The following is an 11,527-nucleotide window of genomic DNA, read 5'->3' as shown; positions in this document are numbered from 1 at the left end:
CCCCCCCCCCCCCCCCCCCCCCCCCCCCCCCCCCCCCCCCCCCCCCCCCCCCCCCCCCCCCCCCCCCCCCCCCCCCCCCCCCCCCCCCCCCCACGTCGGCACGGGTCAGCGCAGGTCGGACCGGGCGGGGCTGTCGTCGAGGAAGCCTCCCGACTGGTGCTGCCACAGCTTCGCGTAGGCACCACCGTCGCGGCCGAGCAGCTCCTGGTGCGTGCCCTGCTCGACGATCCTGCCCCGGTCGAGGACGACGAGCCGGTCCATGTGGGCCACCGTGCTGAGGCGGTGCGCGACCACGAGCGCCGTCCGCCCCTCCATCAGGCGCCACAGGGCTTCCTGGACCAGGACCTCGCTCTCCGAGTCCAGGGCGCTGGTCGCCTCGTCCAGCAGCAGGATCGGCGCGTCGCGCAGGATCGCCCGGGCGAGCGCGACGCGCTGGCGCTGTCCGCCGGAGAGCTTGACGCCGCGCTCGCCGACCATGGTGTCCAGGCCGAGGGGCAGGACGTCCGCGAACTCCGAGACGTGCGCCGCGTCGGCGGCGCGACGGACCTCGGCCTCGGTGGCGTCCGGGCGGGCGAAGGTGATGTTCTCGCGCAGCGTGCGGTGGAACATGGCCGGGTCCTGCGGCACGTAGGCCATCAGGCCGCGCAGGTCCCGCTGCCGCATCCGGCTGATGTCCTGCCCGCCGACCAGGATCCGGCCGGCATCGAGGTCCGTCATCCGCAGCAGCAACCGGGTGAGGGTGGTCTTGCCGCCGCCGGACCGCCCCACGAAGCCGATCTTCGCCCCGCTGGGCACCGCCAGGTCGAGCCCCTCGAAGAGCGGGGCCGAGCCCGCGTGGGCGAAGTCCACCCGCTCGAAGCGGATGTCCGCGGACCGGGTCGGCGGCGGCTGCGGCACCTGCGGATCGACGACGGTGGGCGGTCGCAGCAGCAGTTCGGTGAACTGCGCCGCCTCCGTCATCGAACCCTCCACGCGGCGGTAGACCTGGTTGAACTCGAACATGATCCGGGTGGCGTTGGAGTAGTAGGTGAAGGCCACCACGACCGCTTCCACGCCGTGCCCGCGCGCCGCTATCCCGACCGCGAGCAGCAGGCCCAGGGTGTTGGTGAGCACCGACAGCGGTGCGACGACGGTGTCGATGCGCAGGTTGCCGTAGTCCCACGACCGGAGCATGTGGGCCCGGGACTCGGCCACCCGCGAGCGGTGCTCGGCGGCCTCGGCCTCCTGCGCCGCGAAGGCGTGGATCGTGTCCATGTTCGTGAGGGTGTCGGAGACGTGCCCCGACACCCTGGCGATCGCCTCCTCGCGCCGGCGGACGAGCGCTTGGCGGCGGCGGACGAGCGGAATCACGCAGGCCCCGGTCAGCGCGATCATGGACAGGAGGGCCACGACCAGCAGCGGGTCGTAGTGCCAGAGCACCACCGAGCCGAAGAGCAGCGGTACGAACCGGCCCACGACCGCGAAGGTCAGCGTGTCGACCAGCTCCTCGAAGCGCGAGGCGAAGCTCAGCACGCGCTTGGTCAGGGATCCGGCGAAGTTGTCGTGGAAGAAGGCCGCGTCCTTCGCGAACAGTTCGTCCATGCCGATCAGGTACAGGTTCTCGATGCCGCTCGCGTCGAGCCGGTTCAGGCAGTGCAGCCCGATGCGCCACATCGTCTCGGAGAGCAGGAGCACCCCCGCGAAGCCGAGGACGTACGGGAGCAGCGCGGCGAGGCCGGGTACGTCGTTCCCCGCGATGCGGCCCACGAGCTTCGCGACGATCAGCGGGGCGATGTAGTTGATGCCGATGTTGCCGACGGCGGGGAGCAGCATGCCGGGGGCGGCCAGCCACCGCCGTCGCGCCAACTCCCGCCCGTAGTAACGGAGTGCGAGGAGCACCGGGCCCTTCGCGGGTGGGTCGCCTCGTGTCGCGGACGTGTCCATGGCCCCCCTGCGCTGTCGTGCGGCGGTCGCGGAACGGCAGTGTCCCGCGCGTGCGCCCGGGGCGTCCAAGCCTTTTCCCGTGTGGGTGACTCCAGCGCCGGGGCGGGCGACGTGCGCGCCGGACGGGGCCGTGCCACGCTGGACGCAGTGCCGGGTCCACGTCGACCGGGCGCGTCGCGCCGGAGTCCGCCGAGACGAACGGGGCATGCCGTGGTGCGAAGACTGGGCGCGCCGTCCCTGCGGCGCCGTACGGGAGCCGGATGCGCCGCCCTGCTGCTGGTGGCGCTGGCCGCGGGTCCGGTGGCGGCCGACGACGACGCCGGCGCCCCGCTCGACCCGCGGATCACGGAGATCATGCGGAAGCCGGAGTACCGCAACGCGCAGTGGGGCCTGCTCCAGAGCGACCCGGCCACCGGGCGGGTGGTCCGCAGCGCCTTCCCGGATCAGTTCTTCATCCCCGGCTCCACGGCCAAGCTGTTCAGCGTGTCCGGGCCCTGGCGGACCCTCGGCTCCGACCACCGCTTCGAGACCCCGGTGTACGCGGTCGGCGAGCGGCGCGGCGGAACCCTGGACGGTGACCTCGACCTGGTGGCCCAGGGCGACCTCACGATGGGCGGGCGGACCGCCGCGGACGGCACGGTCGCCTTCACCTCCCTGGACCACACCTACGCCGACGACGTCCCCGGCGCCACGCTCACCCCGCAGGATCCGCTGGCGGGGATCGACCTGATCGCCCGGCAGGTGCGCCGCTCGGGCATCACCCGCGTGAGCGGCGACGTGATCGTGGACGACCGGATCTTCGCCGCCGATCCGGTGCTGGTTCCCACCCCGACGCCGCTGATCATCAACGACAACCTGATCGACCTGACCACCGCTCCGGGAGAGCGCGCCGGCGCTCCCGCGCGGCTCGACTGGCGGCCGAAGGTGGCCCCGTACCGGGTCACCTCGACGGTGCGGACGGTGGCTGCCGGGAAGCAGTCCGCCGTCACCGTGACGACCTCCGACAACGGCACCCGCATCCAGCTGTCCGGCACCATGGCGCTGGGCGCGGCCCCGGTGCTGCGGGTGTCCCCCGTCACCGACCCGGCGGCCTTCGGCCGGACCGCGCTGATCGAGGCCCTCGAACGGGCCGGGGTGCGGGTCGACGCGACGCCGACGGGCCCCAACCCGGTCGCCTCCCTGCCCGCGGACTACACCGGCCGGGCCCGCGTGGCCGTGTACACCTCGCCGCCGTACGCGGACTACGCCAAGCTCATCCTCAAGGTCAGTCACAACCTGGGTGCCAACCTGGGCATCTGCCTCATGGCGGTCACGACGGGCAGCCGAGCCTGCCCCGACGGGTTCCCCGTCCTGGCCCGCTTCCTGGACGCGGCGGGGGTCGACCGGGGGCAGATCCAGCTCCTGGACGGTCGGGGCGGCAATCCCGTCGACCGGTCCACGCCACGGGCCGAGGTGCAGCTGCTGACGTACTGGACGCGCACGCCCGAGGCGCGGCTCTTCCGGGAAGCGCTGCCGGTCCTCGGCGTCGACGGCCTCCTGGCCGACAACTGCCGCGACTGCCCCGCGCGCGGCAAGGTCTTCGCCAAGACGGGCGCCGCCGTCGGGTTCGACGCGCTCAACGAACGGCTGGGCGTCGGCGCGATCACGATCGCGGGGTACCTGGACCGGGGCGGCGGCCGCTTCGAGGTGTTCTACGCCGGTGTCACCGGCGCCTCGACGCCGACGACCGACCCGAGCGGCATCCTGTCCATCGCCAACGACCTCGCCCTCGTCGCCGCCTATCTCCAGGAGGGATGACGTACCCGCGGGCATGGTCCTTTGGATAGAGGCCGGCGCTCCGCGTGCGGCTACAGATGTACGCACACATCGGCTCGCAGGGGGACTCCACCGGCCGGCCCGTCTCCTACCTTCTTGATCAATGCGGAGTTCACCGCTCCACGGGGTGCACCGTTCCCTGGAGTTCACTGCTCCGCTTCGGCGATCGAGAAGCGAGACGACCATGTACGGCAAGGCATTCGCGCCCGAATACCAGGGCTCCTTAGGAGCGCTCTCCGTCAACACCTCGCTGGAGGAGGTGCTGGAGAAGGCGCTGGAGGAGCGCCGGCGGGCCGACGAGGGCGGGGGCGGCGCCGCGTCGGCGCACGCCGGGCTCGCCGTCGCCGAGGCCAGCAGGCGCCTCGGCCGGGTCGAGGAGGCCGAGCAGGCGTGGAAGGACAGCTACCGGGCGGCCCGCGGAGCCGGTGACCAGGGCGCGATGGCCTGGGCCGTGTGGAGCGGCGGCACCCTGGCCCGCCAGCGCGGCGCGCTCCCGCTGGCCCGGCGCCGCCTCGCGCTCGCCGCCGAACTCGCCGAGCGCGGCGGGGACGTCGTGGCCCGCGGCTACTCGCTGGCCGGACTCGCCGAGACGGGTCGCATCCAGGGCGACTACCCGGCCGTCGCCGCGCTCCACGAGAAGCTGCTGGCCGAGGCGCGCCGCCGGGGTGAGGCACGCCACACGGTGTGGGCGCTGGAGGGCATCGCGCAGATGCACCGGGGCACCGGCTCCTTCGACACCGCGCTGGCCCTGTTCGAGGAGGCGGCCGAGATAGCGGGGACGGCGGGCGACGACCGGGGGCGGGCCTGGGCGCTGCGCGGGATAGCCGACGTCCGCTCCGCGTGCGGCGAGACGGATTCCGCCCTGGCCCTGCTGTCCGAGGCGGAGCTGATCTGCCGGGAGATCCAGCTGGTGAGCGCGCTGGCCTACAACCTGAAGATGCGCGGCAACGTCCTCTACCGCGCCGGGCGCTATCCCGAGGCCGAGGAGTGCTACGCCGAGGCGCTGCGGGAGTTCCGCGCGATGGACGAACCGCGGGGCAAGGCCCTGTCCGGGCTGGGTCTGACCAAGGCCCGGGCCCGGCAGGGGCGGGCGGCGGAGCGGACCGCGGCCGACCTCGACGAGCTGGAGGTCGCGCTGGTCGGCATCGGGCTCCAGCACGCCCGTGCCATGATCGAGCGGGCGCGTGCGGAGCTGGGCATCGCCTCCGGGGGGCCGGGAACGAGCGCCGCCGACACCGCCCCGGTCCGCTGAACCCGAGCCCGCCCGCCCCTCCCGCACGGCCCACGACAGGAGCACCGCCCATGTCCGCGCAGACCGGCACGCCCGCCCCCGCGCTCCCCGCCACCCTGCTCCGCGCCCGGCGCCTGGTCGAGCCCGCGCTCCGCAAGGCCGTCCAGGAGCTGCACCCGGCGCCCCGCCTGATCGCCTCCCACGCCTTCGGCTGGTGCGACGAGGACGGCACACCGACCGACGACCCGGGCAGCAAGGGGATACGTCAGGCGCTCGCCGTCCTGGGCGCGGAGGCGGTGGGCGCCGCCGGGGAGGTGGCCGTGCCGGCCGCCGTGGCGATCGAGCTGGTGCACACCTTCTCGCTGGTGCACGACGACATCATGGACGGGGACGAGCGGCGGCGGCACCGCGCCAGCTCGTGGAAGGCCTTCGGCACCGGGCCCGCCGTGCTGGCGGGCGACGCGCTCTTCGCCCTCGCCGTGCGCACCCTGGCCGAGGTCCCGGGCGAGCGGGGCGGGGAGGCGCTGCGGCAGCTCAGCGTGACCCTGGGCGAGCTGGTGCACGGGCAGGCCGACGACCTGCAGTTCGAGACCCGGCCCTGGACCGGTCCGGGGGCCGTGGACCTCGCCGAGTACCGGGCGATGGCGGACCGCAAGACCGGTTCCCTGCTCGCGTCCGCCATGACCTCGGGGGCGGTGCTCGCCGGAGCGTCGCCGGAGGCGGTGGCCGCCCTCTCCCGGGCGATGCGCCAGTGGGGCGTCGCGTTCCAGGGGCTGGACGACCTGCTGGGCATCTGGGGCGACCCGCGCACCACCGGGAAGCCGGTCCACAGCGATCTGCTGCGCCGCAAGAAGACCCTCCCGGTCCTCGCCGCGATATCCCTGGACCCGGCCGTCGGCCCCCGGCTGGCCGGCCTGCTGGGTGAGGCGGGACCGGCCGGGGAGGACGGTGCGCGGCGCGCGGCGGAGCTGGTCGAGGAGGCGGGCGGGCGGGAGTACGCGCTCCGGGAGGCGCGCCGGCTGCTGGACGCGGCGCGCGCGGAGCTGTACGCGGCCCCGCTCGCCCCCGCCGCCGTGGACGAGCTGGTCGGGCTGTCGCAGGCCCTGCTGCGCCACGCCGGCTAGCCGGCGGCTCAGGGCGTGCTGGTGACCGCCGGGCGCGGCGCCTCGCGCGGGTGCGGTACCGGTACGGGTACGGGTACGGGTACCGCCACCGGCACCGGCTGCTGCGGGGCGTCCCCCTGGAGGGAGACCGTCCGGGTCGGGGCGGGGATCGAGATGCCCTCGGTCCGGTACCGCTGGTGCAGGCGCTTGATGAACTCGTGCTTGATCCGGTACTGGTCGCTGAACTCGCCGACGCCCAGGATCACCGTGAAGTTGATCCGCGAGTCCGCGAAGGTGTGGAAGCGCACGGCCCCTTCGTGGTCGAGCACCGCCCCGTTGATGTCGGCCATGACGCTGTCGACCACCTCCAGGGTGACCCGTTCCACGTGTTCCAGGTCGCTCTCGTACCCGACCCCCACCTGGACGAGCAGGGACAGCTTCTGCTCGGGCTGCGTGTAGTTCGTCATGTTCGTGCGGGCGAGCCGCGCGTTCGGGATGATGACCAGGTTGTTCGACAGGTTGCGCACGACGGTGTTGCGCCAGTTGATGTCGACGACGTAGCCCTCCTCGCCCCCGCTGAGCCTGATGTAGTCGCCCGGCTGCACCGTCTTGGAGGCGAGGATGTGCACGCCCGCGAAGAGGTTGGCGAGGGTGTCCTGGAGCGCCAGGGCGACGGCCAGGCCGCCCACGCCGAGGGCGGTGAGCAGGGGGGCTATGGACACGCCCATGGTTTCGAGGGCGACCAGGGCGCCCATCGCGAGGACCACGACCCGGGTGATGTTGACGAAGATCGTGGCCGATCCGGCGACGCCCGTGCGCGACTGGGCCAGCGACTGGACGAGGCCCGCGATCACCCGGGCCGTGCCGAACGTGGCCAGCAGGATGAGCAGCGCGGTCAGGGAGTGGTTCACGAATCCCGAGATCCGCGCGGTCAGCGGGAGGGCCGAGGCGGCCACCGCGGCGCCCGCGATGAGGGCCGCGCCCGGTGCGAAGGTGCGCAGCGCGTCGACGATCAGGTCGTCGCCGCTCCAGCGGGTGCGCTCCGCGTGCCCCCGCAGCCACCGCAGGAGGGCCCGGACGAGCAGCCCGCCGAGGGCGCCCGCTGCCAGCGCGATCCCCGCGATCAGCCAGTCGTGCACGACGAGGTCCCGGGTCACCGGCGGGCCTCCGCGACGTGCTGGGCCGGGGCGGTGGCGGGCGCCGTCGGTCGGGGTATCGCGGGGGGCGGGGGTGTCGTCACCTTGTCACCTGTCAGTTCGTCGTGGAGGCAGTCCCGTTGGGATGCGGATGTACGCATTCCGAACGGGCTGCCATCCTGCCCCATGGCCGTGGCGCACTCCGTGGCCGGGCCACCCGTCCGACGGTCCGTCAGTTCTCCATCAGGTCACTTGTCCCGGACCCTTGACTCTCCACCCGGCGGGCGGGACCCTCGTCGCATTGTTTGCGCGGAACATGACAACAGACACCGCGCGCCCCGCCCGCCGACCGAAGAGCACCGGCCGCCGACCGAAGACGTGAGTGATGACCTTGACTCGACACCCGCACACCCGGCGCAGGCCGGCCCTGGTCCTGTCGTTACTGATCGCCCTGCTGGCGATGGTGCTGAGCCCGGCCTCCAGCGCCGCCGCCGACCCCGGCTGGTGGAACCCGACCGCGCGGCCCGCGCCCGATTCCGGGATCGACGTCACCGGCGAGCCCTTCAAGGGCACCGACGCCCAGGGCAACGTCCGCGGCTTCGTCGACGCCCACGACCACATCATGGCCAACGAGGGCTTCGGCGGCCGTCTCATCTGCGGCAAGGCCTTCTCCGACCTGGGCGTGGCCGACGCGCTCAAGGACTGTCCGGAGCACTACCCGGACGGCTCGCTCGCGGTCTTCGACTACATCACCAAGGGCGGTGACGGCAAGCACGACCCGGTGGGCTGGCCGACCTTCAAGGACTGGCCCGCCCACGACTCGCTCACCCACCAGCAGAACTACTACGCCTGGGTCGAGCGCGCCTGGCGCGGCGGCCAGCGGGTGCTCGTCAACGACCTGGTCACCAACGGCGTCATCTGCTCGGTCTACTTCTTCAAGGACCGCGGCTGCGACGAGATGACCGCCATCCGCCTGGAGGCGCAGAAGACCTACGACATGCAGGCGTACATCGACAAGATGTACGGCGGTCCGGGCAAGGGCTGGTTCCGCATCGTCACCGACTCGGCCCAGGCCCGCGACGTCGTCCAGCAGGGCAAGCTGGCCGTCGTGTTGGGCGTGGAGACCTCCGAGCCCTTCGGCTGCAAGCAGATCCTGGACGTCGCGCAATGCGGCAAGGCCGACATCGACAAGGGGCTGGACGAGCTGCACGCGCTCGGCGTCCGCAGCATGTTCCTGTGCCACAAGTTCGACAACGCCCTGTGCGGGGTCCGCTTCGACCAGGGCGCGCTCGGCACCGCGATCAATGTGGGCCAGTTCCTGTCGACGGGCACCTTCTGGCAGACCGAGAAGTGCGCCGGGCCGCAGCACGACAACCCGATCGGGCTGGCCCCCGCGGTCAACGCGCAGAAGGAGCTGCCGGCCGGCGTGTCGGTGCCCTCGTACGCCGCGGACGCGCAGTGCAACTCCCGCGGGCTGACCGATCTGGGCGAGTACGCCGTGCGCGGCATGATGAAGCGCAAGATGATGCTGGAGGTGGACCACATGGGCGTCAAGGCCGCGGGCCGGGCCTTCGACATCCTGGAGTCCGCCTCGTACCCGGGCGTCATCTCCTCGCACAGCTGGATGGACAGCGACTGGACCGAACGGCTCTACAAGCTCGGCGGGTTCGCCGCCCAGTACATGAGCGGGTCCGAGGGCTTCAGCGCCGAGGCCAAGAGCAAGGACGCCCTGCGCGACAAGTACCAGGTCGGGCTCGGCTACGGCACCGACATGAACGGGGTCGGCGGCTGGCCCGCCCCGCGCGGTGCGGGCGCGGCGAACCCGGTGACGTACCCCTTCCGCAGCGTCGACGGCGGCTCGGTCATCGGCAAGCTGACGAGCGGCCAGCGCACCTGGGACTTCAACACCGACGGCGGCGCGCACTACGGCATGGTCCCGGACTGGGTGGAGGACATCCGGCACGTCGGCGGCCAGGACGTGGTGGACGACCTCTTCCGGGGCGCCGAGTCCTACCTGCGCACCTGGGGCGCCTCGGAGCGGCACCGGGCGGGGGTCAACCTCGCCTCCGGGGCGGCCGCCTCGGCCAGTTCGTCGGAGTGGAACCCCTTCTACAGCTACGCGCCCGGCCAGGCCCTGGACGGCAACACCGGCACCCGCTGGGCCAGCGACTGGAGCGACGACCAGTGGCTCCAGATCGACCTCGGCTCCGCGAGCCTGGTCAAGCGGGTCACGCTGGATTGGGAGCGCGCCTACGGCAGGGCCTACCGGATCGAGGTCTCCACGGACGGCTCGAACTGGCAGACCGCGTGGTCCACGACCACGGGTGACGGGGGCCTGGACACCGCCCTGTTCAGCGGGGTCTCCGCCCGCTACCTCCGCGTCCACGGGGTGGGACGCGGCACCCAATGGGGTTACTCCCTGCACGAAGTCGGCGTATACAGCAGCTGACGCGATCACGTGGACGCCCGCTCCCGGCACGCCGGGGGCGGGCGTCCCCCGTGGCACCCGAACGAAGGAGACCGCCATGGCACGGATGCCGCTGGCCGAGCGCCGCCGGCAGCTGACCGCGGCCGCCATCCGCGCGATGACCCGCGACGGGGTCTCCCGGACGACCACCCGGTCCATCGCCGCCGAGGCGGGCGTGTCGCTGAGCGTCTTCCACTACTGCTTCGACTCCAAGCAGGCCCTGCTGGAGGCCGTCCTCACCACCATCAGCGACGACTACATCACCGTCGTGCGCGAGGCGATCCGGCCGCGGGCGACCCTCCACGAGACCGTCCGGGCCGGCTTCCGGGCCTACTGGGACCACGTGGCGGCGCACCCGGGCGAGCACATGCTCACCTACGAGCTCACGCAGTACGCGCTGCGCGAGCCCGGCTTCGAGCACCTGGCCCGGCGGCAGTACGCCTTGTACTGCGACACCTACACCCAGCTCCTCGAAGAGCTGGGCCAACGCATCGACTTCGAACTCCTCGTACCCGTGCCGGTGTTGGCCCGCTACCTGGCCGCCATGACGGACGGGGTGACCTTGAACTTCCTCGTCCTGGGCGACGCGGCCGCCGCGGCCGCCGTCCTCGACATGATCACCGATCACGTCGCCGGGCTGATCCGCGAGCGCTGACCACGGGGCGCGGGCACTCACCCGAGCACGGGGTGCACCTCCGGGTGCGCGTCCCACCAGGCCCGGTGGAAGGAGTTGTTGTCCACGTTGGCCACGTACGCCCCCGCCGCCGCCCGGTAGAAGAGCTCCGCCTGGAGCCCGGAGACCGCCGCGCGGTTCCAGGCGAGCCGGATGCGGCCCACGACCGGCTCCCCGACCAGGGGGCGCATCACCGTTCCCGGCACGGCCGGGGCGGTGGGCTGGCACAGCGAGACCGCGCGGCCCGCCGCGATCAGGTCGTACTGCATCATCCGGTCGGTGATCCGGTAGCGCAGCAGGGGCGTGAACCCGGCCTTCTCGCACGCCTCGACCAGGGCCTCGGGCCCGCCGTCGTCGTCCTCGACCAGGGTCATCCAGGGGTCGTCGGCCAGGTCGGCGAGGTCCACGCTCGCCTTCCCGGCCAGCGGGTGCCGGTCGGACATCCGGATGCAGAAGGGCTCCCTGGGGACCAGGGTGCGGCCCGACACGCCGCTGGGCAGCGGGACTTCGTGCTCGTTGACCTCGCCGTACACGATGACGTCGTAGCGGCCCGCGCCGAGCATCCGCACCAACGCGGTCACCGAGTCCTCCAGGTCGACGGTGATCTCCCGCCCGTACAGGTCCAGATCGGTGCGGGCGAGCAGGCCGTCGAGCAGGACGAGCATGATGCAGCCGAGGCGCAGCGGGCTGTGCCCGGCGATCGCGCGCGCCTCGGCGCCGAGCGCGTCCATCTCGTGCAGCACCCGACGGGCCTTGGCCAGGACGAAGTGGCCCAGCGCGGTGGGCTCCACCCCGTGCCGGCCGCGGACGAAGAGGTCGCCTCCGGTGACCCCCTCGATCCGCCGGAGCTGGGCGGAGAGCGCGGGCTGGGAGACGCCGAGGAGCCGGGCCGCGCCGCCCAGGCTGCCGGCTTCGGCTATCTGACAGACGGTGTGCAGGTGCCTCAACTCGAGCTGCATTGCGGCAGCTTACGCAGCGTGACGCGGCCGGCACCATAACGCGGGTCTTATGCGTGCAGGGATGTCCCAATCTCGCCATGCCCACGCCCATACTCGGCGGCGAACCGCCCGCCTGCGCACATCCCCGGCACAGTCCACGCACAGGTACCGCACAGCCTTTGCCACGGCCTTGCACAGGCTTTCTACAGGCGGCTCACCGCCAGAACCCCCCACACACGAT

Annotated in this window: 8 protein-coding genes; 5 read left to right on the top strand and 3 right to left on the bottom strand. The window is 72.8% G+C overall.

Annotated features, from left to right (window positions below; genetic code table 11):
* Positions 1–105 precede the first annotated feature (105 nt).
* Positions 106–1,923 carry an ABC transporter ATP-binding protein gene (locus ACZ4UB_RS17775; protein ID WP_468071113.1) on the bottom strand — a complete coding sequence of 606 codons (1,818 nt, stop codon included), beginning with the start codon at positions 1,921–1,923 and terminating at the stop codon, positions 106–108.
* Between the two features lie 210 nt (positions 1,924–2,133).
* On the opposite strand from ACZ4UB_RS17775, the gene dacB reads away from it, so the two are divergent.
* The 3 genes from dacB to ACZ4UB_RS17760 all read left to right on the top strand — a co-directional run bounded on the left by dacB (position 2,134) and on the right by ACZ4UB_RS17760 (position 6,093).
* Positions 2,134–3,720 carry a D-alanyl-D-alanine carboxypeptidase/D-alanyl-D-alanine endopeptidase gene (gene dacB, locus ACZ4UB_RS17770; RefSeq protein WP_468071111.1) on the top strand — a complete coding sequence of 529 codons (1,587 nt, stop codon included), beginning with the start codon at positions 2,134–2,136 and terminating at the stop codon, positions 3,718–3,720.
* A gap of 202 nt (positions 3,721–3,922) precedes the next feature.
* Positions 3,923–4,990 carry a tetratricopeptide repeat protein gene (locus ACZ4UB_RS17765; protein ID WP_468071110.1) on the top strand — a complete coding sequence of 356 codons (1,068 nt, stop codon included), beginning with the start codon at positions 3,923–3,925 and terminating at the stop codon, positions 4,988–4,990.
* Positions 4,991–5,040: 50 nt separating this feature from the next.
* Positions 5,041–6,093 carry a polyprenyl synthetase family protein gene (locus tag ACZ4UB_RS17760; RefSeq protein WP_468071108.1) on the top strand — a complete coding sequence of 351 codons (1,053 nt, stop codon included), beginning with the start codon at positions 5,041–5,043 and terminating at the stop codon, positions 6,091–6,093.
* An 8-nt stretch (positions 6,094–6,101) separates the two neighbouring features.
* On the opposite strand, the gene ACZ4UB_RS17755 is transcribed toward ACZ4UB_RS17760, so the two are convergent.
* Complete coding sequence (locus tag ACZ4UB_RS17755; protein ID WP_468071106.1) at positions 6,102–7,229, bottom strand: mechanosensitive ion channel family protein; 1,128 nt, start codon at positions 7,227–7,229, stop codon at positions 6,102–6,104.
* Positions 7,230–7,593: 364 nt separating this feature from the next.
* On the opposite strand from ACZ4UB_RS17755, the gene ACZ4UB_RS17750 reads away from it, so the two are divergent.
* On the top strand, positions 7,594–9,657 hold the full coding sequence (locus ACZ4UB_RS17750; protein ID WP_468071104.1) for a galactose-binding domain-containing protein: 2,064 nt from the start codon (positions 7,594–7,596) through the stop codon (positions 9,655–9,657).
* A 76-nt stretch (positions 9,658–9,733) separates the two neighbouring features.
* A complete protein-coding gene (locus ACZ4UB_RS17745; protein WP_468071102.1) occupies positions 9,734–10,330 on the top strand; it encodes a TetR/AcrR family transcriptional regulator in 597 nt (198 codons plus the stop codon).
* A 17-nt stretch (positions 10,331–10,347) separates the two neighbouring features.
* Here the strand turns inward: ACZ4UB_RS17745 and ACZ4UB_RS17740 are convergent, their stop codons facing one another.
* Complete coding sequence (locus ACZ4UB_RS17740; protein WP_468071100.1) at positions 10,348–11,307, bottom strand: LysR family transcriptional regulator; 960 nt, start codon at positions 11,305–11,307, stop codon at positions 10,348–10,350.
* Positions 11,308–11,527 lie beyond the last annotated feature (220 nt).

The organism is Streptomyces sp. NPDC028419, from assembly GCF_055565515.1.
The sequence above is the reverse complement of the archived record's forward strand: the minus strand, read 5'-3'. Positions and strand labels throughout refer to the sequence as shown.

Bases quoted from the DNA above. Each gene is read 5' to 3' on its own strand.
- ACZ4UB_RS17775 (WP_468071113.1), bottom strand. From the start codon at position 1,923: ATGGACACGTCCGCGACACGAGGCGACCCACCCGCGAAGGGCCCGGTG.
- ACZ4UB_RS17765 (WP_468071110.1), top strand. From the start codon at position 3,923: ATGTACGGCAAGGCATTCGCGCCCGAATACCAGGGCTCCTTAGGAGCG.
- ACZ4UB_RS17760 (WP_468071108.1), top strand. From the start codon at position 5,041: ATGTCCGCGCAGACCGGCACGCCCGCCCCCGCGCTCCCCGCCACCCTG.
- ACZ4UB_RS17750 (WP_468071104.1), top strand. From the start codon at position 7,594: ATGACCTTGACTCGACACCCGCACACCCGGCGCAGGCCGGCCCTGGTC.
- ACZ4UB_RS17745 (WP_468071102.1), top strand. From the start codon at position 9,734: ATGGCACGGATGCCGCTGGCCGAGCGCCGCCGGCAGCTGACCGCGGCC.
- ACZ4UB_RS17740 (WP_468071100.1), bottom strand. From the start codon at position 11,307: ATGCAGCTCGAGTTGAGGCACCTGCACACCGTCTGTCAGATAGCCGAA.